General features: G+C 43.4%; 20 protein-coding genes. 14 read left to right on the top strand and 6 right to left on the bottom strand.

Going from position 1 to position 25,044, the window contains the following annotated elements; translation table 11 throughout:
* Positions 1-8 precede the first annotated feature (8 nt).
* On the top strand, positions 9-713 hold the full coding sequence (locus tag ABIO93_RS26805; protein WP_348073083.1) for an SGNH/GDSL hydrolase family protein: 705 nt from the start codon (positions 9-11) through the stop codon (positions 711-713).
* Between the two features lie 150 nt (positions 714-863).
* Here ABIO93_RS26805 and ABIO93_RS26800 read toward each other — a convergent pair whose 3' ends face one another.
* The 6 genes from ABIO93_RS26800 to ABIO93_RS26775 all read right to left on the bottom strand — a co-directional run bounded on the left by ABIO93_RS26800 (position 864) and on the right by ABIO93_RS26775 (position 8,134).
* Entirely contained in the window at positions 864-1,634 is a 771-nt protein-coding gene (locus ABIO93_RS26800; protein ID WP_348073082.1) for a GntR family transcriptional regulator, read from the bottom strand.
* 182 nt (positions 1,635-1,816) lie between these two features.
* A complete protein-coding gene (locus ABIO93_RS26795; protein WP_348073081.1) occupies positions 1,817-4,054 on the bottom strand; it encodes a xanthine dehydrogenase family protein molybdopterin-binding subunit in 2,238 nt (745 codons plus the stop codon).
* Positions 4,055-4,065: 11 nt separating this feature from the next.
* Entirely contained in the window at positions 4,066-5,085 is a 1,020-nt protein-coding gene (locus ABIO93_RS26790; RefSeq protein WP_348073080.1) for a xanthine dehydrogenase family protein subunit M, read from the bottom strand.
* A complete protein-coding gene (locus ABIO93_RS26785; protein WP_348073079.1) occupies positions 5,078-5,596 on the bottom strand; it encodes a 2Fe-2S iron-sulfur cluster-binding protein in 519 nt (172 codons plus the stop codon). Before ABIO93_RS26785 ends, ABIO93_RS26790 begins: the two co-directional genes overlap by 8 nt.
* A 163-nt stretch (positions 5,597-5,759) precedes the next feature.
* Positions 5,760-7,094 (bottom strand): exopolysaccharide biosynthesis polyprenyl glycosylphosphotransferase, encoded by a 1,335-nt coding sequence (locus tag ABIO93_RS26780; RefSeq protein ID WP_348073078.1) that lies wholly within the window; start codon positions 7,092-7,094, stop codon positions 5,760-5,762.
* Positions 7,095-7,204: 110 nt separating this feature from the next.
* Positions 7,205-8,134 carry a hypothetical protein gene (locus ABIO93_RS26775; RefSeq protein ID WP_348073077.1) on the bottom strand — a complete coding sequence of 310 codons (930 nt, stop codon included), beginning with the start codon at positions 8,132-8,134 and terminating at the stop codon, positions 7,205-7,207.
* A 921-nt stretch (positions 8,135-9,055) separates the two neighbouring features.
* Between ABIO93_RS26775 and ABIO93_RS26770 the strand changes: the two genes are divergently transcribed.
* The 13 genes from ABIO93_RS26770 (at position 9,056) to ABIO93_RS26710 (ending at position 25,043) form a co-directional block, all read left to right on the top strand.
* Complete coding sequence (locus ABIO93_RS26770; protein ID WP_348073076.1) at positions 9,056-9,538, top strand: glycosyltransferase; 483 nt, start codon at positions 9,056-9,058, stop codon at positions 9,536-9,538.
* A gap of 39 nt (positions 9,539-9,577) precedes the next feature.
* A complete protein-coding gene (locus tag ABIO93_RS26765; RefSeq protein ID WP_348073075.1) occupies positions 9,578-10,429 on the top strand; it encodes a polysaccharide lyase in 852 nt (283 codons plus the stop codon).
* Positions 10,430-10,736: 307 nt separating this feature from the next.
* Positions 10,737-12,365, top strand: coding sequence for a DUF1800 domain-containing protein (locus ABIO93_RS26760; protein ID WP_348073074.1), 1,629 nt, complete (start codon positions 10,737-10,739; stop codon positions 12,363-12,365).
* Positions 12,366-12,378: 13 nt separating this feature from the next.
* Positions 12,379-13,893 carry a DUF1501 domain-containing protein gene (locus ABIO93_RS26755; protein WP_348073073.1) on the top strand — a complete coding sequence of 505 codons (1,515 nt, stop codon included), beginning with the start codon at positions 12,379-12,381 and terminating at the stop codon, positions 13,891-13,893.
* Positions 13,894-14,184: 291 nt separating this feature from the next.
* A complete protein-coding gene (locus tag ABIO93_RS26750; RefSeq protein ID WP_348073072.1) occupies positions 14,185-15,069 on the top strand; it encodes a polysaccharide biosynthesis/export family protein in 885 nt (294 codons plus the stop codon).
* Positions 15,070-15,075: 6 nt separating this feature from the next.
* Positions 15,076-17,439, top strand: a complete 2,364-nt coding sequence (locus tag ABIO93_RS26745) for a polysaccharide biosynthesis tyrosine autokinase (protein ID WP_348073071.1) — start codon at positions 15,076-15,078, stop codon at positions 17,437-17,439.
* Between the two features lie 59 nt (positions 17,440-17,498).
* Positions 17,499-18,854, top strand: coding sequence for a flippase (locus ABIO93_RS26740; protein ID WP_348073070.1), 1,356 nt, complete (start codon positions 17,499-17,501; stop codon positions 18,852-18,854).
* A 4-nt stretch (positions 18,855-18,858) separates the two neighbouring features.
* Entirely contained in the window at positions 18,859-20,067 is a 1,209-nt protein-coding gene (locus tag ABIO93_RS26735) for a hypothetical protein (protein WP_348073069.1), read from the top strand.
* A gap of 3 nt (positions 20,068-20,070) precedes the next feature.
* A complete protein-coding gene (locus ABIO93_RS26730) occupies positions 20,071-21,012 on the top strand; it encodes a glycosyltransferase family 2 protein (protein WP_348073068.1) in 942 nt (313 codons plus the stop codon).
* Positions 21,005-22,159 carry a glycosyltransferase family 4 protein gene (locus tag ABIO93_RS26725; RefSeq protein WP_348073067.1) on the top strand — a complete coding sequence of 385 codons (1,155 nt, stop codon included), beginning with the start codon at positions 21,005-21,007 and terminating at the stop codon, positions 22,157-22,159. Before ABIO93_RS26730 ends, ABIO93_RS26725 begins: the two co-directional genes overlap by 8 nt.
* 3 nt (positions 22,160-22,162) lie before the next feature.
* Positions 22,163-23,389, top strand: coding sequence for a glycosyltransferase (locus ABIO93_RS26720; RefSeq protein ID WP_348073066.1), 1,227 nt, complete (start codon positions 22,163-22,165; stop codon positions 23,387-23,389).
* Entirely contained in the window at positions 23,389-23,910 is a 522-nt protein-coding gene (locus ABIO93_RS26715) for a DapH/DapD/GlmU-related protein (RefSeq protein ID WP_348073065.1), read from the top strand. The genes ABIO93_RS26720 and ABIO93_RS26715 overlap by 1 nt, the downstream gene beginning before the upstream one ends.
* Positions 23,911-23,927: 17 nt before the next feature.
* Entirely contained in the window at positions 23,928-25,043 is a 1,116-nt protein-coding gene (locus ABIO93_RS26710) for a glycosyltransferase family 4 protein (RefSeq protein ID WP_348073064.1), read from the top strand.
* Position 25,044: the final 1 nt, after the last annotated feature.

Raw genomic sequence — 25,044 nt, 5'->3', positions numbered from 1 at the left:
TCTGAAATATGAAAAAGCACTTTCTGTTTGTCATTGCATTATTGACCTATGTTGGCACCGCTTTCGGGCAAATTGCGGATAGTACCCAATATCTGGAAAATATAAAAAAGGAGCTGAATACGGTGTGGCCGAAAAACCGGACGATCAATCTGGTTTTTCACGGCCATTCCGTGCCGGCGGGTTATGGAGATAACCATGAGGTGAATACATTGCAGTCCTACCCGAATCTTTTCCTTAAAGAGCTCAAACAAAAATATCCTTACGCGGTCATTAATGTGATCGTGACCGCAATCGGCGGAGAAAATTCACTCAAAGGGGAGGCCCGGTTTGAAAAGGAAGTGCTAATACACAACCCAGACGTGCTTTTCATCGACTACGCCCTCAATGACCGCTTTTCACCATTAGAAAAAACCGGCGCGGCGCTCGAAAAAATGATCGCCACCGCATTAGCCAAGAACATTAAAGTAATACTGCTCACCCCCTCCCCCGACCAAAGGATCGATATTACCGATCCATCCAATCCCCTGGACCCGTACGCCGCGCAGATTAAAGAACTGGCTGTCAAGTACCACACAGGATTTGCTGATCCGTATGTTCAATTCAAGCAGATCGTAAAAGACGGAAAATTGAAAGAAAACATGGCGTCGGTAAACCACCCGAATGAGGGCGGGCATATGGTGATTGTGGGGACGCTGGGACCTTGGTTCTACTGATTTTTTGGTAAAAACAGTCACATTTGAAGTTCCCGCAAATTCGGATTGTGATGATAGAGTACTTATAGTCATGCCCACTGTGCTTTTGGCTGTAAAATTTATAATTAACAACCCAATGCCATAAAGTTTAGTACAGGCCTTATCATTAACTTACTGAAAATCCTGATAATCAGGATTGGCGCTGATCGCGAATTTGTATTTGTCGCCGCGGTAGAATGATCGCTCAATCTCCACAACTTTATCGTCTTTGCATATTACCGCGCTGTCGAGAATGAACATGGGTGTCGATTTGGTCAGCTCGAAATTGTTCATTTCTGAGTTTGGTTCAACGATTTCGGTACTCAACGTTTGCTTCACTTCCTCGATCCGCAGGTGGTAGGTATTTTCGTATACTTTGAAATAAGAGATTTCCGTTGGCATGCGGTTGATTTTCGGGCACATTTTGAGCGAAATGTATTTGATCTCGTCTTTAATGATCTCCTCGTCAGCGTAGCGCAGCTGATGTATTTTGATCACCGGCCCCTCCATAATGAAGTGCTTGCCGCCGATTTCGGATGAAATACCATCATCCAGAATCGTCTTTTCCAGTACCAGGTTGTGCGGTTCAAAACCTTCCGCGATCAGACTTTCGTGAAAGCCCCGGCGAGTGGCATTAATGGAACCCAGCGTGCGGATTAAATGATGCCCTACCGTCCGGTTAAGTACGAATGTGCCCTTTCCTTTGATCCTTTTCGCCCAGCCACGGTTCTCTATTTCCAGCAGACTCTTCCGCGCGGTCGTGTTGCTGACATTGTAATTCTTAATCAGTTCATTTTCAGAAGGTATCTTATCGCCAGGCTGTAACTCCCCCGTTTTGATCTTCTCAATTACTTCATCACTTATAGTCAGGAATTTCGGTCTCATCGATAGCTGTGCACACATTGGCAAACACAATGAGACCACGAACCTTCCATTCGCTATCTCATTGTTATATTGTTTGAAATGTTGACAATGTAGCAATTCAATTAAACTAAATCAACTGCTACACCTCGCGGAAACCATTATCGCTGTCGGGGGACATCTTTGACACCCACAAAGAGAACGGGAATTAACCAACCGAGCGCTCAGAGCAGCATGTCGAAATGAATGGGAAACTGATTGATCCGCTTCCCCGTGGCGTGGTATACCGCATTGGCGATGGCTGGTGGCATTCCGACCAGTCCAATCTCCCCTACCCCTTTGCTACCCAGTTCATTCACAACCTGATCGTCTTCCTCCACGAAAATCACGTCCAGATCATGAATGTCGGCGTGCACCGGGATGTGGTATTCGGCCAGGTTCTGGTTCATATACTTCCCAAGCCTGTGGTCGCTAATCGTCTCCTCCCTGAGCGCTTTGCTGATGCTCCACACCATGCCGCCGAGGATTTGGCTCCGCGCCGTTTTCGGGTTAATGATCTTCCCGGCGGCAACCGCCGTCACCGCCCGGGTCACATTGATTATACCCAATTCCTCATCAACCTCTACCTCCACAAAAACAGCACTATGCGCCGCCCTGGAATACTTTTTTAGTTTGAATACATGAGGAACTGAAAAATTAGTGGTCTCGATCATGCGTCCTTTATTAGCAGCCACGATACCGGTCAGGTTAACAAACCTGTCAGGCTTTTCCCTCACGACAATCCTGCCTTCTTTAAAATCAACGTCTTTGTAATCCACCCCTTTCAGCGCTGCATTGTTCATTGCCCTTGCTTTTTTGAAAAGCTTTTTACGCAAAGCTGCGCAGGCCGCTTTAATCGCCGAGCCGACTGTGGAAACCGTCATAGATCCGCCCTGAATGGGTGCAAATGGCTCTTTACTGTCTCCATACGAAAAAATAACATCCTCCACACGCATGCCGAATTCGTCGGCGGCAATCTGCGTCATGACCGTCAGCGTACCGGTACCAATGTCGGTCACGGCGCTACCAACGAGCAACCTGCCATCTTTGTCGATACCTGCCTGCGCCCTGGCAGGCAATTGGTTGGCCTCCCATATTCCGGTAGCCATTCCATAGCCGACCAGCTTATTCCCGCGCCGCATGGATCGTGGTTCCGGATTACGATTTGCCCAGCCGAATTTCTCAGCGCCCTGCATGTAACATTGCCTCAGTTCCTTGCTGCTGAATGGCCGGCCCAGACTTTCATCTGTTTCAGCATAATTAAGCAGTCGAAGTTCAAGCGGGTCCATTTTTAACTGATAGGACAGCTCATCCATCGTACTTTCAATGGCATGCAGGCCGGTACTTCCACCAGGCGCACGCATATCCAGCGGACTGAAAACATCCAGCTCGACAAGCTTGTACTCCATTTTGGTATTTGGGGCCGGGTAGAGCATGTTTGCCCAGTTGACCACTACTTCGGTATAATCCTCAAACATTGAGGTTTCCGCAAATGCAGTGTGGTTCATGGCGGTCAGTTTGCCGCTGCTGTCCGCTGCGAAACGGGTTTGCTGAATGGTCGGTGGACGGTGCCCGAAGGTGTACATCTGGCTGCGGTCCAATGTCACACGCACAGATCTTTTCAGTTCCAACGCCGCCATCACTGACAAAAATAATTGATACTGAGGCCTTAACCCCGAACCAAATGCACCTCCTACGTAAGGCGAGATCACCCTTACATCTTTATAATGTAATCCAAATACATTCCCTATGTAAAGCTGGCTGTTAACAGTTCCCTGGGTTTTGTCGTAAACCGTCAGCTTCCCGTCGGGTTCGTACACAGTCGTTGTCGAAAACAATTCAATAGGGTTATGATGCTCGGTGCCATGGTAGTATTCGCCCGCTACCTGCACAGGCGACTCATTAAAAACCTTATCAAAATCTCCTTTGGGCTTAGGCGGAGGTGGTTTTAAAGCTGTCGCCAGGCCCATTTTAGGCGCGCGGGCTTCGATAATGCTGGCGGCAAGGTCAGTACTAAATGCCTCATTGGAATAAGTGACTTCAAGTATAGACGCACCATACCGGGCCATCTCGAAAGTTTCAGCCACTACCAACGCAATGGGCTGCCCATTGTAGACAATTTTGTCATTTTGCAAAGGACGGAACGGCGATCCTGGCGGAGCATCCATATCCGCATATTGGAGATCAAACCAGGCGAGAGCAGGTCTGTTTTCGTGTGTGAAAACTTCGATCACACCCGGCAATGTTTTTACAGCCTCCGTGTTAATGCTCAGGATTTTCCCTTTGGTAATGGTAGCATTCACGACGTAGCCGAACAATAGTCCGGCTACATTATAATCGCCCGAATATCTGGCTTCGCCGGTAACTTTTGAATGTCCTTCCAGACGACTGACGGGTTGACCGATTGATGGTAAAAGTGCCATAGTTGTTTGATTTAGGCCGATGGATGCGCTCCGGGAAGCTGGCTTTCGGGGTTCAGGGCCATGATACAGTTGCGCACGATTGCCCTTTTGGTAAGTTCTACTTTGAATGCATTGAACTGAAAGGTCCTGGCGCCTTTCAGCATGATTTCCGCAGCGTACAAGAAATTCTCTGATACCGGTTCTTTGTTTTGCAAAAAATCCTCTGCTTCCAGTACGCGCCACGGCTTATGTGCCACGCCTCCGAGTGCGATACGGGCGTTTTTGATCACTCCTCCTTCCAGTTCCAAACCGGTAGCGACGGACACCAACGCAAATGCATACGAATTGCGGTCGCGCAGTTTCAGGTAAGAGTAGTGATTGGAAAAACCATTTGCAGGAAGCTCAATGCTGGTGATCAACTCGTTAGCAGCCAAACAATTATCGATATGGGGAGTATTACCAGGAAGGCGGTGAAAATCCAGAAATGGAATCGTTCGCGCACCTTCGGGACCAGATACATGTACGCGGGCATCCAACGCCGCAAGCGCAACGCTCATATCGGATGGGTATACGGCAATGCATGCATCGCTCGTGCCCAGGATTGCCATAATTCGGTTGTATCCGCCGATGGCCGAGCAACCGCTTCCCGGCTCCCTTTTGTTGCATGGCGTATTGGCATCATAAAAATAATAGCACCGCGTCCGCTGCAAAAGATTACCACCATTGGTCGCCATATTTCTGATCTGCGCCGATGCGCCCGCCAAAATAGCCTTGGAAAGTAATGGGTAGCGCTGTTCTGTCAAAGGATGGTAGGCCGTCGCGGCGTTGCTAACCAGCGCCCCAAGACTTAGCCCGCCCTCATCTGTTTCCTGAATGGTATGACAATCTTCAATTCGGTTAATGTCCACCAGCATATCCGTTCTCGTGATATTGTATTTCATGAGATCGATCAGATTGGTCCCTCCAGCGATGAATTTGGATTCTGGTTCGCGATCGGCTATTGCGATGGCATCGCTCCGGGTTTGTACTTGTGTATAGTTGAAATTATGCATGGCTCATTTGTTCCTTTACTTCCATAATGGCGTCAATAATGTTGGTATTAGCACCGCAACGGCACAGGTTACCACTCATCAGTTCCTTCACTTCTGCCCGCGTCTGCGCCTTGCCTTCCTGATACATACCGATCGCGCTGCATATCTGTCCGGGCGTACAGTAGCCACATTGGAATGCATCGTGTTCGATAAATGCCTTTTGCAATGGGTGCAGCTCGCCGTCACTTGCGATACCTTCAATGGTCGTCACATCCGATCCGTTTTTCATCACAGCCAGTGTAAGGCAGCTGAGTATGCGCTCACCGTTGCAGATCAGCGTGCAGGCGCCGCATTGTCCGTGATCACAGCCTTTTTTTGTCCCGGTCAGGTCGAGATGTTCCCTGAGGGCATCCAAAAGGCTTACCCAAGGCAGAACGTTTAGTTCATATTTCTTTTTATTGATTGTCAGTGATACTGGCTGCTGGCGGAATGCAGGGCCGGATTGAACAGAACTCGGATGATCGGTAAGCATGAGTTATCAAGTTTGGAATGCTGCTACGTCCCATAACTATTATGCCAGGAATTACGCGGCCAGAAATTTAGCGAGTATTCACATCAAAAGAGCCGAACACGAAGTACGTGCCGGCTCTTTCAGATGTCAAAACTTAAAATCTATCGGGAAGCTGATGCTACATTTATTTTCCTTTCCCCAAAAGGATTACCTGAATCGTTAAAGCGATCAGATAAAGGTCCGTAGTGAGGCTGTATGTATTCAAATAGAGCATGTCGTATTTCAATCTCAGCAGGTTTTCTGACATGCTGCTTGCATAACCGACCTTGATCTGTCCAATGGAGGTAATACCCGGTCTGATCGTAAGCGCCTTCTGAAATTCGTGGCTGGCCTCACTCATGAGCATATCTACATCATACTTGTGCAAAGGTCTCGGACCAACAATCGACATTTCACCTTTCAAGACATTCAAAAATTGGGGAAGCTCATCCAGACGGGTGCGGCGCAGGAGAAAGCCAAGCGTTGTGATACGCGGGTCTTTGGCTCCCAGCGAATGCTGTAATCCGTACTTGCTTGCATCGCTGTGCATCGTCCTGAATTTGATGATCTTGAACGTTTTGCCCCACCGCCCGGTACGCTCCTGCAAAAAGAAAACTGATCCGGGAGACGAAAGCTTCACCAGTAGCATGATCAGCAGGAACAGCGGTAAGCCGAGTACCATGACAATGGCAGAGAATGTAATGTCAAACGCACGTTTGATGAACTGCTCGTCCGACCTGGAAAGAGCCTTGGTTTGTACATTAATAATAGGCAGTGTTCCAACCGGTTCAAAGTCCAGCCTGTTGGACAGAAAGCCTGGGTATTCGGGGACAAGCCTCACATGCGTATTTTTCCGCTCAGCCAGCTTGATTACCCCCTTCACCTGCTCCTTGTCCATTTCGGCCAGGCAGCAATAAATAAAGTCCGGCTTTTCCAATTCGATGAAATCTTCGAGGCTCTCAATCTGCGAAGGCCTGTCTTCAAACTTGAATGATCCGCGAAAGGAGTAACCCAGGTGCTCCTGCTTGCCGTAGAAACTCGTAATTAATTCGTGCTGATCACCATTGCCCACGATCACATACTTTTTATGTTGCCCCGATTTCCTGATGTAACGGAACAACAATGCGGTGGCCACGTGTACCAGCAGCGAAAGCATTGTAAAAACCTGATAGCCCGTGAAGATCCATTTTTCCTTAATACCTAATGCTTCGTTGCTCAGATAATTAAGTGCTTCCAACAAAACCAAATGTGCAGTAATGGTGAGCACCAATTTCCAGAAGCGATTATATTCATTAGCGGACACTTCCGTATGACTATAAATTTGAAACAGATTTACACAAATTAACCAAAGCAGATTACTTACTAAAAACAAATTAAGGTAAGCGTGATGGGAAAATACACCGGGGTCAGAGGCAAAGAATTTGTACGTAATAAAGTAGGCTAAATTTAATAGGAGAATGTCTGTCCATAAATAAAGCATGGATCTGTGTTGAGTAAAATAGGTTTTCATAACGTTCAAGAAGGATTTATATCAAATGATAAGGGGGGGGTATTATTTACATTTAGGTTAAGTGAAATGAATAATTTATGCTAATAGTTCAGCTTTAAAAAACTCATAAATTTGTAAAAAAACCTTGTACTGAATGAGGCATTTTCAGGGAAAATCGTTTTCAAACACGGGCTTCCAAATTCGCTCCCAATCGCCAACTCATTAGATTGAATTTCTTTCAGATTCCGTTCATACACCACTGGGCAGTTCTGACTTTCATCAGCTAATTCAGCCACCATGTAACCGATATTACTGATCAGGTTAACATGAGGTACCACCGCTAATCCATAATTTTTGAATATACTATACTGCCATTGCACCTCCCAGCTGCTCTTTCTCTCCTCTGTATAAACAGTATCGAACCGTTCAAGCCAGTAATTCAAGGTCTTGGTATTTCTGATCAGACTGTGAATCCGTTTTTCATTCTTCATTTCCGGAAATTGCTCCATCCAGAAATCATATCTGTTCCATGCACTTTTCCAGGTAGCCCAGCCGCCGGTATTTCCGATTAGACTAAAAAAGTGATCCGAATTATTTGCTTTAAGGTCTTCATTGAGAAGTGATCCTGAAATATGCATGATCCTGTCATTACCTCTGTACATTTCCAGCATGGATTTACAAAAAGTAAAAAAATCGGGATGGGGTAAACAGTCGTCTTCTACAATGATCAATTGAGAAGATGTTTCAAATGCCCAGGTAATAGCAGATGAAATACCCAGCGCACATCCCATATTAGATTCGGGAAACCATCTTTCAACTTTGCAGTTCCAGTCTATCTGTGAATCGTCAAGCAAGTACCTGCATGTTTCTACCAATTCTTGTTCCTCAGGCTTATCATTTCTGGGTGCATCCGAGAAAAGATATAATTGTGATGGCCTCAGTTTTCTGATTTGTTCAAATACAAGGCAGGTTGTTTCCGGTCTGTTGAATGCGATCAACAGTACCGGAATGTCAAACAATTTCTTGTCCATTCAAATTAAAGTAAATATAAAGTGATCATTGAGAAAGCAATGGAAATAGCTGATATCGAAAGACAACAGTTCCTAGCTCAACAATTATTAGAGAATTAATTAATGCGTGTGTAAAAGAATGGAATAATGCTGCTACCCTCATTTTGTGCATCTAAGGTAATATACAAAATTTAACCGGCTGATCTTTTGGGATGAACTACGCCGAATATGGGGTGTCTAATGAGGAGAAAGGGGTTTTATACAGTTCGTAATTTTAAAAATTTAACGTCACCATACATACAGATAAATACGCTTCATGCTATTCATTTGAGCATATAGTAGGAGACTGAATTAGGCCGTCACTGTTTAAGATATTTAAATCTTGTCATATTAATATACTGATTACACGCTTATCTGTCGTAGATCTAATAAAATCAAGTTAGATAAAATATTTCACATCAATCTGATCATTATTTGTTTAAAATAGTTAGATAATAGCAATCAATAACCAAAATATTAATCCAACACAACGCATGTTTAGTAAAAATAAAACAGAAAAAAAGTAAGTTGATCTATTTATTTTTTTACTACTATTTTTATACATTAACACAAGCTATTTATACAATTCAACAAACAGAATAGAGGAATTATATTTATTTATAACAACAATATTTGTAGGTTAAATTGTAGAAATAGTTTAACGATTAAAAACCCAAGGTCTAGCTTAAAATAGTTGCCCCCAAGAAGTCTGCGTTATACCCTGATTTTAGATGTAGTCACCCCAAAATTACTTGACTTGGGCACATGATAAATTATACTTGCACAAGTAATACAGTTAGAAAAATGCTGCTTCAAATCGTTTTATCAAGCATTACATCATTTAATGCTTGTCACTAATACCCGACTCATCAAATCAAAATTCACTTATTAAATCCTCAAATTATGATATTTGTAACTGTTGGCACCCAGGGCCCTTTCGATCGTTTGATCATGGCAATGGACGAGTTGGCACTTTCAATTCCCCACATCCCTATAGTAGCGCAGATTGCAGAGAGCAGCTATACGGTAAGAAACATGAAAAATTTCCGATTTATAAATGCCGTCGAGATGGAACATTATTTCAACACCGCGGATCTCATTGTGAGCCACGCGGGTATGGGGACTATTATTTCTGCGTTCGAAAGGAAAAAACCGATCATCATATTCCCAAAACTTGCCAAGTTTGGCGAACACCGTAACGATCACCAGCTAGCCACTGCCAAACGACTGGAAAGCCTTAATTACCTGCACGCAGCCTACGATCTGCCTACATTAAAGGAGAAAGTGACGTGTGCCTTGGGTGGGGGATTGAACCCGTTACACAAAGTTGGGAAGTACGCTTCTGCGGAATTACTCAACTCCCTGCAAAGTTTCCTTTCCGTGTAGGATCGGTCATGAAAGCTTCACACCAAAGATAAATAGTTCATGGAGAACAGATATTCGGTCAGATTGAAGAGAAAAGGATATCGTGTTCCTGTATTTTTTGCAATCGTTTTAACTTTACTCATCACATCCGGCTGCGAGCATTTTTCGGTCGACAGCGAAAACAGTAATCCAAATGGTGAAGTAGCCAGTTTCAGTTTTGATAAAGAAATAGGCAAATGGAGCGAGAATGGCACCTGTTGCACATGGTCAGCCACACTCAGCGATCTGGTTAAAAGGTCCGGGAAAAAATCGATCCGGTTTGAACTCCGGCAGGGCGATGTGGTCGATAAGATCCCGCACGCTGAACTTGGCCTGGCCCCTAGCAAGTCCAAAGAGGGCTGGTTTGCATTCTCGGTCTATTTTCCCGCCGAATTTGAGCGGGACACCATCGAAGAAAGCATCGTCCAATGGCAATCGCTACCGGATTTTTCAGCCGGTGAAACCTGGCGCAGCCCGCCTCTGTTGCTGGGTGTTCTCAACGACAGCCTGGTCCTGGAAATCAGATCAGACAGTAAAAAGGTAACCAGCCAGGGCAAGTATGCTTTCGAAAGGGTGAATTTGGGGCCATTGGACAAGGAAACCTGGCTCGACTGGGTGTTTCATGTGCGGTGGGCATACGACAATACTGGTATCATCGAAGTATGGAAAAATGATAAAATGGTCCTAAGCCGGATCAATGCACCCAACTCGTTTAACGATGACATGTATCCCTATTTAAAGATCGGGTTATACAAGTGGGGCTGGCTGGAAAACCTGAAAACAAAGATCAATTCCAGAGCAATCTATATCGATGACGTTACTGTAGGGAATGAGAAGTCGGGCTACGACAAAGTCTATCCCGGTCACCTCTGAGTGAGATGAAATCCTGCCCAAAAAGGGCCCGCAGCATACCGGACACCTCTGTTCGATTTCTGCGGGCTCTTTTTTGCATCTAATAGTAATTGACCGGATACAAGAATGTGTAGTATTTTTCTTTTATCAATTTTACAAAAAGCAGATGAAAATACCTACAACCGATAAATGTCATATCAAATTTTGTAATGTCATGTTATAGTATTAATTATACCAAATCGAGTCGAATCAAGACTTTCAGGCCAGTTTTGCAAATCAGAAAATCAACTAGCTGGATGACGAAATTTCTAATTCATTCAAGTGACATATGCCCTATCTGGACAAATACAACGCAGTTTTAACTTCCAAGCAAGCGGCCCATTTACTAAGGAGGGCGACCTTTGGACCCACTCCACAGGAGATTACAAAATTTACAGGCATTACCGCCGAAGAAGCAGTTAACAGGCTTTTCAACAATGTCGCTCTCACCGCCACGCCTCCGCCACCCGTCGTGATGGATGAGAATAGTGCAATTGCAGGCAAAACATTTCTCGACAAACCTTTCGACTACGACCGCCGGTTCGAGTACTCCTATTATCTCAAATTTTGGTGGATCGGTTTGATGGCCGAGCAGAACGGGAACCCATCGATACTCGAAAAATTAACGGCTTTCTGGCAAAATCACTTTGTGACGACGCACAAGGTCGTGGAAGACTATCGCTACCTGTACCGATATCTGATGCTGCTGCGGGACAAAGGTTTAGGGAGCTTTAAAACGCTGGCAATCGAAGTAACCAAAGACCCTTCCATGCTGGTGTATCAGAATGGGAACGAGAATGAAAAGGACCACCCTAATGAAAACTATGGCCGTGAATTGCAGGAGCTTTTTACGGTAGGACAGCGCAATAAGGCCGATCAGCCGAATTACACGGAAAATGATGTCAAGGAGGCGGCGCGGGTACTTACCGGATGGCAGGCTGTGAATCAGTACGTTAATGGCTCCACCACGATCGGAACGGTGTTCAAAAACGAGCGCCATGATACTACTGACAAAACATTTTCCCAATATTATAACAACAAGGTCATTAAAGGCCGGTCGGGGCCGGATGCGGGAAATGACGAGATTGCGGACCTGATAGATATGATGGTTGCGCATCCGGAATCTCCCAAATTTATCTGCCGTAAACTTTACCGCTGGTATGTCAACACGAATGTCACGGACGAGATCGAAAACAATGTGATCATTCCATTGGCCGCATTCTTTTCCAGTTCGGCCAACAATTTCGCCATCGCACCAGTTTTGCGTAAACTGCTTACCAGCGAAATATTTTTCAGCAGTTCAAATGTCGGGGCGATCGTAAAATCCCCTGCCGAGCTGGCGATCGGCTCATTGAGGCTATTCAATCACAAGGTTCCGGATCCCGTGAAAGAGTATGCGGCATTCCGAAGCTACACGCAGCCTACCTACTGGCGAATGGTTGAAATGCAGCTCGATTTTTTGGACCAGCCACTTGTGTTTGGCTCCCTGCCTTACTATCAGACAGGCTATTCCATGAACTGGATCAATGCTTCAACAATTGGAATGCGGCGTAAAATGGGCGAAACATTCATTTATCCGTACCCGTATCATGCGGGTTACACCTACGGAATTGACTTTTTGTCCTGGGTAGTTTCCCTGCAGCCTAACTTTTCGGACGTTGCCGGGACGCCTTGCATTACCTGTGAATTTGTATTTGAAGAAATGTCCAAGAATCTTTTTGCAAATGACCTTTTTCAGTCTCAAAAGGATTTTTTAATAGATAAAATTATGATGCAAACCTCATCCAGAAGCTCCTGGATATACGAATTCAATGCTTACCGCCGCAATCCTTCTGAAACGACCAAAGCTAATTTTTACTGGAGACTTCAGGTTTTGATGAAGTATATGTTGGGCATGGCTGAATTTCAGGTTTTTTAATCATTAATAGTATATGAAAAGGAGAGATTTTCTGGCCGCTGCCTCTTCAATGGTCGTACCGATAACCGTCAATGGCTTCGGTGTAAGAGCTTTTAATCAAAATTCTGCCCTGGTGCAGTCACTTGCAGAGGCCGGTGCAGCGTACTCGGACCGTATCCTCGTCATGGTGTACCTGAATGGGGGTAATGATGGGCTCAATACCGTTATTCCATTGGAGCATTACGCGGCTTATAACCAGCTGAGAAATAACATTGCTATCCCCGAAAAAAGTGTTTTGACACTCGCAGGGGCCACCGGAACCGGCCTGCACCCGGTTATGACGGGAATGCAGCAGCTATATAATGAAGGAAAGCTGGCCATCGTACATTCGGTATCCTACCCCAACCCGACTTTGTCACACGTGCGCTCTTCCGATATTTGGATGACGGGTGTGGATTCAGATAAATTTACCACAAGCGGCTGGGCCGGAAGGTACCTCGACAGCCGCTTCCCCGGCTACCCGGGAAAATTTCCAAATGCAGAAATGGAAGATCCGCTGGCAATTCAGATAGGCTATGTCAGCTCCGCAAGTTTGGCGGGAAGCAAGCAGTCCATGGGAATTTCGCTGGTAAGTCCGGATGAGTTTTACCAGCTTGTTGGCCAGGAAAGCTTTGTACCGGCGGCTGATCTCCCCTGCTGCGACTCGGGCGACCTCATTAAAGCGATTCGCCAGCAGCAGGTACTGGCCATCGAATATAGTTCAGAAATCAAGAAAGCAGCGGCCACTGGCAAAAACCTGGCGTCGTATCCGGAAGCAAAAAATGATCTGGCACAACAGCTGAAAATCGTGGCCAGGCTGATCAATGGAGGTTTGAAAACCAAAATTTACTACGTTGAAATGGGCGGCTTCGATACCCATTCAGCGCAGGTGACTAATTCCAGCACCACCGAAGGCAGCCACGCGTTACTGCTCAAAAACCTTTCAGACGCCCTTGCGGCTTTTCAGAAAGATCTCCAAATGTCCAACCTTGAAGACCGCGTTATCGGTATGACCTTCTCCGATTTTGGCAGGAGAGCCTCTTCCAATGCATCCAAAGGCACCGATCACGGCATCGCGGCGCCTATGTTCGTCTTTGGGACAGGCATCAAACGGCAGAACATCGGAACCAACCCTCACCTGGTGAACGACCTGGTACCATTAACGGCCACACCGCAAAACAATAACCAGGACATTAAAATGCAGATCGATTTCCGCCGGGTGTACAGCGATCTGCTCACAGGCTGGTTCGGCGCCGGCCAGAGTAAGTCCGAGGAGCTGATGTTCCGCAATTTTAGCACTACTTCGCTCTTTTCAGATGTGGTTCAGACACTTGCGTCAGGCAGCTGGCAGGATCGCTCCATCTGGTCGGCTGGTCGGGTTCCTGGCCCTAACGACTATGTTAAAATTAATACGGGACATATTGTGCAAACCAGCCAAAGCACTGGTGTTAAAAACATTGAAGTCAGTTCAGGAGGAGAACTGCAATTCTCGGGCAATACAGGTTTTTGAATAAAACGTTTTAAACGTATATACAAATACGTTTAAAACTCCCATTAAAATAAGAGCCAATCAATAATATATTGAACTTATCAATGTTTGGCTCAAACATTGGGTTCTGCACGAATTATGCGATACAAATGGCAGTGCGAGACCTGTTCCCGTCGATCTGCGTTTTTTCAATTTTTTACACCCCTGTATTTCGCAGTTGCACCCCAGACTCTTTAAGCAACACCCCAAAAAGTTTAATTAAACAACCAGTAATATCTTATTTTATGCTGTAATCAACGTTCCTCTGTCAGCATGAAGTCAATCGTACAGGTATTTCACTCCTGGTTTTTAAGTTTTGAAAAAATCAAATCAAATCAGATTCACAGGTTTTATAATGCTCCGGTAATTAGTCCGATTTATCGCACACTTTACGGTGCAGCGATTTTAACATTGGTAATATCTGGTTTCTCATGTAGCTCATATAAAAAGGTTCCTTATTTTAAAGACCTGAGAAGAGATTCTATTGTCGTTGAAAACGTAAATAATTATTCACCACTTACTATTCAGCCGGCAGATATTTTAGGAATAAATGTGACGAGCAGAAATCCGGAATCATCTTCTATTTTCAATTATAATTTAAACAGGGTAAACGGAAGCAGTTTCGATCAGTCTTCTAATAATCCCGTTACAGGTTATCTGGTTGATCCAAAGGGAGCTATCCAATTACCATTGCTTGGAAACGTGAAAGTTGCGGGACTTACATCTTCTCAACTGAGTGATACATTGACGACTACTCTTTTAAAATATTACAAAGATCCGGTTGTTAATATTCGAATTCTCAATTTTAAAGTTTCAGTCTACGGTGATGTCCAACATCCGAATATTTATACATTACAAAACGAGCGCACTACCATTACGCAAGCGCTGAGTATGGCAGGCGATCTGAACATTACTGCAATACGGAATAACATTATCCTGGTGCGGGAAGAAAATGGCAAAAGAAATTTTATCCCAATCGACCTTACTTCCAAAAAGATATTTGAATCTCCCTATTTCTATTTGAAAAATAACGACGAAATATACGTTCAGCCAGATCGTACCAAATATGCGACAGTTGATCGTGGATACCGGGTTACCACGCTGTTACTTTCCGGCCTTTCTATCATTGCTATTGTTCTCTCAAACTTATACAGGTAGTCGAATATGAGTACTCAACAAGCACGTTTTACAACATTTACGATCCCAGAGAAAAAAGCTCAGACTATTGATGTAGCTGGCACCGTAAAAAAATATCTGTACCATTGGCCGCTCTTTATGATCAGCCTTGGCCTAGCACTTTCCGGATTGTATCTTTATTTACAAACGGTTAAACCAGTTTACGAAATCAAAGCCGCATTACTGATCCGGGATGAAAAGAAATCCCCCGACTCGCAGACACCACTTCATGAGATCGACATGGTCAATTCATCCAGATTAATTGAGAATGAATTTGAAATCATCAAGTCAAAACAACTGATCGGGGAAGTTATTAAAGACCTGACATTGAATATTTCTTATCAAAAGAAAAATGGTATCTCGTTTCAGGAACTTTATAAAACCAGTCCTGTCAAACTCACTGTTTTAAAAGCAAGTGAAACTGAGAATGCAGGAGTTATTAATTTGACCATTAAAGATAAAAAATCGTTTCTGATCACGATGCCCGGTGGGACTCAAACAGAACTCTATTTCAAAGACACATTCGAAAATAAATTCGGAACATGGAAGCTGGAAGCCAACGATAATCTGCCTGACTATGCAGGAACATCCATTCAGGTTGTAATTTCAGATCCGGAAAAACTCGCCATTCAATATCAGAAAAATACGAATGTAGCATTATCCAACAAGCTTTCTACGGCGGTTATCTTGTCTATTAATGACGAAATACCGCAAAGAGGTAAGGATTTTTTGAATGGGTTGATTTTCAATTACAACCTGGCTGGTTTTGAAGCTAAAAAAGAAGAAACAAAAAGCACACTAAGCTTTATCGACCAGCGCCTGGCGACCTTGACCGGTGAATTGACCGCAGCGGAAAAAGGAATTGAATATTTCAAAAGCAGCCGCGGACTTACAGACATCAGTTCTGAAACCAAGATCCGTCTGGAAAATATGCAGTCCAATGATGTGCGCATGAATGAGGTGAATGTACAACTCAGTGTCATTGAAGGAATTGAAAGATATGTTAACTCTTCACAAAATTTAGAAAAATCACCAGCTACATTAGGCGTGGAAGATCCTGCTTTGAGTAGCTTAATTGAAAAACTGGCGCAACTTCAATTGCAGAGAGAAAGACTTTTGGCAACGACTCCTGAAACGAATCCGGATTTCGAACCGATTAACAGACAGATTGCAGTTACGAAATCAGCGATTAAAGAGAATGTAGGAAGCATTAAATCTTCATTGCAAAATACACGGGAGAAATTGCTTTCATTTAACAACCGTTTCGAATCCTCGATTAAAGACATACCTAATCAGGAGAGACAGTATATTAATATCAAACGGCAGCAGGAAATTAAGGAGAGCCTATATACTTACCTGCTGCAAAAGCGTGAAGAAGCGTCCGTAAGTTACGCCACCGCCCACGCCGACAACCATATTATCGACAAAGCATACGCCGGACCGCCGAAGGGAAGCATGAAATCCCTGGCCCTCGCCGCAGCACTGCTGCTTGGATTGGGATTGCCTATCGGGTTTATCTATGTGAGAGAGCTTCTGAAAGCGCGCATTACTACGGTGCAGGACATTAAGACCCTGATCGATATCCCCATTCTGGTTGAACTGCCTTTTGAAACTACTCAGAATCCACTTGCCATTTCCAAAAATCGCGGAACCATCGTCGGAGAGCAGTTCAGGACATTACGGATCAAATTGTATCATTTGTACGGCAAGAAAGAGTCGGGCAGGGTGACGCTCATCACGTCGAGCGTACCGGGTGAAGGTAAAAGTTTCGTATGCGGAAATCTGGGTCTGACACTGGCTTTCTCCAACAGAAAAACGGTGATTCTTGAACTGGATATGCGCAAACCGAAAATTGCAAAGACGTTTAACCTTAACAGTGAGCATCCCGGTATCAGCGATTACCTCAACGACGCAACATCCCTGCAGGACATCATTCAGAATTCGGGAATTGATGAGCATCTGGACATTATCAGCGCCGGCACACCGATTGACAACCCGTCAGAATTGCTTGAAAAACACCGTTTGGAGCAGTTGCTCAACGAATTAAGAGCAACTTACGACGACATTATCATCGACAGCCCGCCCGTACATATGGTTCCTGAGGCTATGATACTTTCCCGGTTGAGCGACTGCACATTGTACATGATCCGCCAGGGCGTAACCGGAAAATCGGAAATCAATTTTATCAAAGAGCTTTACAATCAAAAGCATTTGGTCAATGTTAACCTGGTTTTTAATGGTATTCACCGGGTGAAATTCGGCTACGGATACAATTACGATAAAAACTATTACGCAGCGGAAAACCGGAATAAACTCACCGCTATTTTTGGTGACTTTGGCGGAAGGTTCTGATAAAGCAGATCATTACAGAAGGAATAAAACTCAACGATTCATACATCAAATCCAGGCCAATGAGTGCGGATAAGTCCAGACAACAGCTTACCAAAAATCTATTCTCTCTCACGATAGTTCAGGTAGCTAATTACGTTTTACCATTGATATCCGTACCTATTTACTCACGTATAATCGGGCCAGAAAAATTCGGTATCATTAACTTTTCCGCCGCTTACATTGCCTATTTCAATCTAATTATCAGTTATAGTTTTGCTTTTTCAGCTACCCGAAAACTCGTTAAAGATCCGCATAATGAAGAATACCGGAACAAAATATTCAGCGAAGTATTTTGCACTCAAATTCTCCTGTTTCTTTTCGCCACATTCATTTTCCTGATCCTCCTATTTACAGTAAGTGAATTCAGCGAGAACAAGACAGTCATTATATTCTCCTACCTGATATGCGTTGGTAATCTGTTCACACAAAACTGGATTTTCCAGGCAATGCAGGATCTTTCCAAAGTTGCGATATTCAATTTCGTAAGCCGTCTTGCATTTACCATTCTGATCCTGATTGTCATACAGAAAAATGAGGACTATATCTGGCAACCATTTTTGATCGGCGTCATTCAAACCGCGGTTGCATTGTGGGCATTCCTTTGGGCTTATAAAAAGTATAATCTCAAATTAACCATTGTACCGTTCTCCCGCTGCATGCAAGTTTTGGTGGAAGAAAGGACGATTTTCTTTTCCCTGATTTTTGTCAATCTCTACACCACTACCAACACCGTAATTCTCGGTTTGTACCAAAACTCAGCGCAGGTTGGATATTACACGGCTGCCCAGCGACTGATCATCATCGCCCAATCCGTACTCACCATGCCATTGTCAGAAGCCTTTTATCCATTCATTGGAAAAGCATTTGGTGAGAGCCGTGAGCAGGGAGTAAAAGTGACCCAAAAACTCATTCCACTGATCATAGTTTACTGTGGCACAGCATCTTTGCTCATGCTCACATTGGGACCGATAGCGATTAAATTATTTTACGGATCCAAATTTGACGCAGCCATTCCCGTATTTCAAATCCTCGCGGTGGTCCCGTTGCTGTTCGCATTGAACAACATGCTGGGCGTGCAAATCATGCTGAACCTGGGAATGGATAAGTACTTTCTGAAAATAACAGCGAGCGCCGGAATTCTCAGCATTGTTCTCAATTTCCTGATGATATCCAAATGGGGATATATGGGTACCACATTAAACTGGCTGGTTACTGAGATTTTCCTTTTCACCAGTATGTACCTGGTTTTGAGAAAACAAAAGATCAATCCTATCAATTTTCAATATTTCACGGTATCGCTATTGCAGGAATATGGCGAGCCCATTGTGAATAAAATACTGAGAAGGACCAGTACCGTTAAATCTCAAATTGATTAATTGTATGATCAGTATTTCAAGAAAATATACGGACGTATTTATCATACTATTGGTGATATTCTCTATCAATATATTCTCTGTCAAGTTTGCGACAGAGGGCATTTTGAAGAGTATAGGATATGCCTACCAATTGGGTGCTATTGTTATTTCATTGCCTTTTATTTTCCGGAAAAGCGAAGGTTTTATACTACCATTGCAATTGATCAGTATTTCCATCGCATTCTCGATCGTAATGGCCTACTTTTCGTGGGGGCAAGGCGTGGTACACAGCATGAGTACGACTCCTTACCTGATCTGGTTTGTGTTTTTCTATCTCCTGCACATACGCTACCCGATGCACATGATCGAAAAGATCATCATTTCATACGGGTTTATTTACATGATATTGTTTCTGTTCCAATTTACACACAGCGACACGGTCTATTTCGGATTTAAGGACGAGTTTACGATCGACAGGGGAATTATCAGGATCAATTTTCCTGGTGCAGGCGTGTTTTTTCTGTCCTACTTTATTTCTGTTAACAGAAGTGTAGAGAAGTCCAAATTCAGGTGGATCTACATTACATTCATCATCATGGGTATTGCGGTTACGTTCCTTCAGGTAACGCGCCAGAACATTGCCCTTGTGATGCTGGTACCTCTTTTTCACTATCTCAAAAGGGTTACATTACCATGGAAAGTCGCCACGCTGGCATTCTTCGCAGGCGCCATGTTACTCCTGCTTTATTCCGACAATCCGGTCTCGAAAGGGTTAATTGAAACACAAAAAGAAACAGTTGCAGACGGCGATCAATACATCCGGGTTTTAGCAGCAGACTATTTTCTCACTGATTTTTCACCCAATACACTGAGTCGCGTGCTGGGTAATGGATTCCCAAACAATACTTCTGACTACGGAAAATATACGATCTATCTGGGAGATACTTACGGTTATTTCCTGACGGATCTCGGGTTTATCGGTTTCTACATTATGTTCGGCATTCTGCCGGTAATCGGTTACCTCATTATTTTCATCCGAGGGCTTTTGATGAGAATTCCGGAAGATTATCAATATCTGAAATACTATCTCGCTTTTCTTTTGCTCACCTGTCTGACCTCGGATTACACCTACTCGATGTACTTTATTTTTTCAAATGTATGCGTCCTGTATTGCCTGCAATTGATATACGAGCAAAACAAAATAGCACGGGAATACAATACTCAACTTCCATAATCGATGAAATTTACTATCGGCATACCAGCATTCAAGGCTACGTTCTTAAAAGAATGTATCGATAGCGTGTTGTCCCAAACCTACACCAATTTCGAGATTGTTATCGTCAATGATGCTTCTCCCGAAAACCTTGATACCATCGTTGAAACCTTTCATTCTGATAAAATAAAATATGTCAGAAATGAAAAGAATTTTGGTGCGATCAATGTGGTGGATAACTGGAATAAATGTTTGTCCTATGCAACGGGCGATTTCTTTATTCTCATGGGGGACGATGATAAAATGGCCCCGAATTACCTGAGTGAATTTGTCAATCTGATCCAAAAATATCCTGCTTGTGGAGTTTATCATTGCCGGACTTTGATCATCAATGAAAAATCCGAACCCATCCGTTTGACAGAGCCAAGACCTGAATTCGAATCCGTTTACGATTCTATTTTGGAGCGGATGAGAGGTACCCGTCTCTTCTTTATTTCAGATTATGTGTATAGAACTGAGACGCTTCGCGAAAATAATGGATTCTATAAACTGCCATTAGCTTGGGCGTCTGACGACATTTCATCTTACATCGCTGCACACAAAAACGGTATCGCACACACCAACGAGCCGGTGTTTATGTACCGTCAAAATCCATTGACTATTTCTTCCACGGGAAATATCAATATCAAAATGGACGCGATCATGCAGGAAGGAAAATGGCTGCAAAATTTCGTCGCTGAAAATCCGGAAAACACCATTGATAAACTGATCAGGACCAGCATTCAACAGGAACTGAAATTATTTATTCAGAAAAAGAAGATCCGTACCATTTACTCGGGCGATACCAGCATTGGGGCATTTATCAAATGGTTTACAGTTCGCAAAAAATACCAGCTTTCTATTCCGGAAATCATTTACGCGGTCATTTTAAGTCTTAAAGAAAAATCAAAAGTTCGGTATGAATAGGTCTGTCAGTCTTCCTTCCCGCAAAAGCTCGATAACCTGGGTTACCCCGGATTATTTCGTGGACTGTGATTCCAATCCGGATATCTGGACCGGGATACTTGAACATTTCAATGTTCACTGGATCATTCTGTTGCCTCATACCAATGCAAGATTTTCCGAAAAAGATTTCATCGAACTCAATCAATTACCCGGTCTGACGATTGAAGTAATTTACTGGACCCACAGAGCAAGAAGCCCGAAAATGCTTTTCTTTTACGAGAAAGTCTATAACAGAATTCAGGCTATCGGATCCGAGCTGGTCTATTTCAATTACGTACCTACGAGTCCATATGTGCTGCCATTGTACTGGCGCCTGAACAAATCGCGTACTGTCGTAACGGCCCATGATGGTTCTGTAAAACCCAGTTTTTCAATGCCCTGGCTGGCGAAAATCGTATTTGCGCTTTCCTTCAAAACCGTGCATTATGTGAATATGTTTTCTGACAGTCAGGCCGCTCTATTTCGCTCGACATTTACGCGTTCCAAAATATACATTACGCCATTGGGATTGAAAGATTTCGGAAAAAGCACGGCAGAAAAACGCAATGATGAAATTGTATTTCTCTTTTTCGGATCCATACATTCCAACAAAAATATTGAGTTATTGATCGATGCCGGATGTAAACTTTACGAGCGCGGCGTTCGGGGATTTAAAATCTCCATAAACGGTTCTTGTTCAGACTGGGAAAGCTATGCGGCACGTATCAAATATCCCGAAGTATTTGAATGCAACATCCGGTTTCACCAGAATTCAGAAATTCCCGACCTGTGCGCATCCAGTCATTACATGCTCTTTCCATACAAGGAAATGTCGCAAAGCGGTGCATTAAAAGTTGCGTTTCAATACAATTTGCCCGTGATCACCTCAGATTTGCCGGGTTTCACGGATGAAGTGAAAGACCATGTCAACGGCTTCATTTTTGAATCTGAAAATCTGGAAGATCTGGAACGTGTGTTACTCGAAAGGATCGAAAAACACGCCGCGGAATATGAGGGCTTGCAGCAACAAATAGTGCTTTACAACCAGGCAAACTACGCGCCGGAAGTGCTGGCCGGGAAGTATGTCGATATGTTCGACAATGTGCTTTTGGAACTCGAAAAAAACTAGAAAATGAAACAGACCAACATTCTTTTTTTCCAGCGCTCATGCTCGCCTGCGGACGGCGGAGTACCCAGGGTAACAGACATTATCAGCAAAGAATTGACTAGCCGTGGTTACCGGTGTTTCTATGTATATGATTCCAATGAAAACCCGCTATATGCTGACGAAAGTAAGCTAAAAATCAGTCTGAATGATTCGTATGGTGTACAAGAAGAACTAATACTTGATTTTATCATTCAAAATCAGATCAATGTGCTTGTTTGCCAAAATACCTATCTGCCCAATTACATTAAACTATTTCAAAAGATTCGTAAACTATATCCAACCCATCCGTTTTACACCTTCCTTCACGCATCTCCGGATTACTGGCAGAGTTCATTTCGCACTCCGAACCGGAAACCATCTGTCAAATCTTTAAAGGAAGTAGCTAAAACGTTTCTAAAAAAAATCATTTACCCATTTTACAATCCTTATATAAGCTCGACTTCTGCGCTTTATCAATTATCCGACAAATTCGTTTTACTATCCGATTCATTCATTGATTCATTCCGTGAAATATATTCCGTTATAGAAAAGGAGCACAAGCTTACCTCCATTCCGAATCCGCTGACATTCGCTAACAATATTTCGCAGGCGCAACTATTAGGCAAAGAAAAAATCGTCCTGATCGTCAGCCGACTGGAAGAAGAACAGAAGAAAATATCCGTAGCACTCGACATTTGGAAACGCATTTCGCAACAATATGATCATGGATGGAAATTACTCATTGTAGGCAGCGGGCCAGATGAAAATCAGTACAAAAAAATCGTTTCTGATAACAAATTAACCAATGTTACATTTCTCGGCCACCAGGACGATGTGCGTACCTATTACGAACGTGCTTCCATATTCCTGATGACCTCTATCTGGGAAGGCTTGCCCATGTCCCTGCTCGAAGCACAGCAAAATGGTGTGGTACCAGTGGTATTTGACAATTTCTCAGCGATTTATGACGTCGTAACCAATGCAAAGAATGGTTTCATCATTCAACAAAACGATGCCGATGCTTTCCGGATTAGCTTAGTAAATTTAATGCAGGACGATAGTCTCAGATATAAAATGGCTTCGAATTCCGTGCAAAACAGCAACCGGTATCACGTGGTCAACATTGTGAATGAATGGGAAGAACAATTGCTTAAAGAAATGGAAAGTGATAAGGCGCTATTAAATCTGGACAGTATAAACATCAGCAAATAATGGGGATTTATCAGTTTATCATACAGGATTGGGAAGCTAATTCAATCAATACAAAAGGCAGGATATTCAGCACCTTTTTCAGGATCGCTAACCTACCATCAGGTAATATTTTAGCGCGCATTGTACTATTACCATTTCGGATATTTTACAAATTAATTTTTGAATGGATTCTAGGAATTGAAATTCCACATCAGGTAAAAATAGGCGCTGGTCTGACAGTTTATCACCTTCCAGCCATTGTTATTCACCGCGATGTGGTTATCGGCAAGAATTGTGTTTTGCGTCAGTCCACTACCATCGGAAATAAGACGGACAATGGTGCGTGCCCTGTCATTGGTAACAATGTAAATATCGGAGCGAGTGTCTGTATTCTTGGTGATGTGGTCATTGGCGACAATGTGGTGATCGGAGCTGGTTCGGTGGTTGTTAAAAGTATCCCTGCTAATTCTATTGTTGTTGGAAATCCGGCCCGGATTATTAAAAATACACAGATTCACCAAACACCGGAACCGGTAATCTAATTCGAAATAAATTGTTTATGACTAATACCTCCTCTTTCAAAAACGTACTGCATATTGGCCCTAACTACATCCGCCATAAAGGTGGTATGGGCGCCGTGATCGCTACGTACGAAAAACATGTACCGGAATTCAGATTTGTGGCATCCTACGAAGGAAATTATAACGCCATTCTGAACATCCCATTTTTCGTGGTTTCACTGGTGAAAATTCTCTGGGAGTTATGCACCCAACAGGAAATCAAAGTTTTGCATATACACGGTGCATCTTTCGGAAGTTTTTACAGAAAGTATCTGATATTCCTGCTAGCCAAATATGTATTTGGTAAAAAATTTGTATATCATTTACACGCCGCAGAATTTCATACTTTCTACGCCGAAACCAATTCACTGGCTAAAAAGCTAGTTCAGCATCTTATCAATGAATCAGATTCGATCATCGTCCTTTCTAAAAGCTGGGAAAATTTCATTTTGACTAATTTCACTCCCAAACAGGTTTCCATTCTGCCCAATCCAGTCGAAATTCCGGATAACAGCATGCAAAAAGACCTGACAGACGATTCCAATATTTCATTCCTATTTCTGGGCCGGATCGGTGATCGGAAAGGATTATTCGATCTATTGGATGTGATTTCAAGAAATCGTGGATTTTATCAGGATAACATCACATTGACCATTGGCGGTGACGGGGAAGTTGAAAAACTACAAGCTTATATCGCTAATCATCAGCTGAATGGCTTCGTGAATTATGCAGGCTGGGTGGATGGAAAATTGAAGCATGAATTACTCAATGCTTGTGACATACTTCTTCTCCCGTCTTACAACGAAGGCTTGCCGATTGCGATCCTGGAAGCGATGAGTTATGGCAAACCAATTATTGCAAGCCATGTGGGCGGAATACCGGAAGTAGTGAAAGAAGGAATTAACGGCTACCTCATCACTCCCGGAGATAAAAACGATCTCGAAAATAAAATAGATACGGTCATTCATAACAAAACGATGCTGAATTTTATGGGAGCTGAATCCCTGAGAATTGTAAGCAGTTATGACATTCGCGAAGTATTAAAACAAGTACAATCTATATATAAAGACCTCTTAGTACCTTTTGAATTTCAACCCTTTTTCTATCATAATTAAA

Origin of the sequence: Dyadobacter sp. (genome assembly GCF_039919315.1) — a bacterium.
Taxonomy (GTDB): domain Bacteria; phylum Bacteroidota; class Bacteroidia; order Cytophagales; family Spirosomataceae; genus Dyadobacter.
This window is presented reverse-complemented; position numbering and strand designations above follow the sequence as displayed.

What these genes read in the sequence shown, in the direction of transcription:
- ABIO93_RS26800 (WP_348073082.1), bottom strand. Translation starts at nt 1,634, where the DNA reads ATGTGTGCACAGCTATCGATGAGACCGAAATTCCTGACTATAAGTGAT.
- ABIO93_RS26795 (WP_348073081.1), bottom strand. Translation starts at nt 4,054, where the DNA reads ATGGCACTTTTACCATCAATCGGTCAACCCGTCAGTCGTCTGGAAGGA.
- ABIO93_RS26735 (WP_348073069.1), top strand. Translation starts at nt 18,859, where the DNA reads ATGATCAGTATTTCAAGAAAATATACGGACGTATTTATCATACTATTG.
- ABIO93_RS26760 (WP_348073074.1), top strand. Translation starts at nt 10,737, where the DNA reads ATGCCCTATCTGGACAAATACAACGCAGTTTTAACTTCCAAGCAAGCG.
- ABIO93_RS26730 (WP_348073068.1), top strand. Translation starts at nt 20,071, where the DNA reads ATGAAATTTACTATCGGCATACCAGCATTCAAGGCTACGTTCTTAAAA.
- ABIO93_RS26750 (WP_348073072.1), top strand. Translation starts at nt 14,185, where the DNA reads ATGAAGTCAATCGTACAGGTATTTCACTCCTGGTTTTTAAGTTTTGAA.
- ABIO93_RS26785 (WP_348073079.1), bottom strand. Translation starts at nt 5,596, where the DNA reads ATGCTTACCGATCATCCGAGTTCTGTTCAATCCGGCCCTGCATTCCGC.
- ABIO93_RS26770 (WP_348073076.1), top strand. Translation starts at nt 9,056, where the DNA reads ATGATATTTGTAACTGTTGGCACCCAGGGCCCTTTCGATCGTTTGATC.
- ABIO93_RS26805 (WP_348073083.1), top strand. Translation starts at nt 9, where the DNA reads ATGAAAAAGCACTTTCTGTTTGTCATTGCATTATTGACCTATGTTGGC.
- ABIO93_RS26745 (WP_348073071.1), top strand. Translation starts at nt 15,076, where the DNA reads ATGAGTACTCAACAAGCACGTTTTACAACATTTACGATCCCAGAGAAA.
- ABIO93_RS26740 (WP_348073070.1), top strand. Translation starts at nt 17,499, where the DNA reads ATGAGTGCGGATAAGTCCAGACAACAGCTTACCAAAAATCTATTCTCT.
- ABIO93_RS26790 (WP_348073080.1), bottom strand. Translation starts at nt 5,085, where the DNA reads ATGCATAATTTCAACTATACACAAGTACAAACCCGGAGCGATGCCATC.
- ABIO93_RS26765 (WP_348073075.1), top strand. Translation starts at nt 9,578, where the DNA reads ATGGAGAACAGATATTCGGTCAGATTGAAGAGAAAAGGATATCGTGTT.
- ABIO93_RS26725 (WP_348073067.1), top strand. Translation starts at nt 21,005, where the DNA reads ATGAATAGGTCTGTCAGTCTTCCTTCCCGCAAAAGCTCGATAACCTGG.
- ABIO93_RS26720 (WP_348073066.1), top strand. Translation starts at nt 22,163, where the DNA reads ATGAAACAGACCAACATTCTTTTTTTCCAGCGCTCATGCTCGCCTGCG.
- ABIO93_RS26755 (WP_348073073.1), top strand. Translation starts at nt 12,379, where the DNA reads ATGAAAAGGAGAGATTTTCTGGCCGCTGCCTCTTCAATGGTCGTACCG.
- ABIO93_RS26715 (WP_348073065.1), top strand. Translation starts at nt 23,389, where the DNA reads ATGGGGATTTATCAGTTTATCATACAGGATTGGGAAGCTAATTCAATC.
- ABIO93_RS26780 (WP_348073078.1), bottom strand. Translation starts at nt 7,094, where the DNA reads ATGCTTTATTTATGGACAGACATTCTCCTATTAAATTTAGCCTACTTT.
- ABIO93_RS26710 (WP_348073064.1), top strand. Translation starts at nt 23,928, where the DNA reads ATGACTAATACCTCCTCTTTCAAAAACGTACTGCATATTGGCCCTAAC.
- ABIO93_RS26775 (WP_348073077.1), bottom strand. Translation starts at nt 8,134, where the DNA reads ATGGACAAGAAATTGTTTGACATTCCGGTACTGTTGATCGCATTCAAC.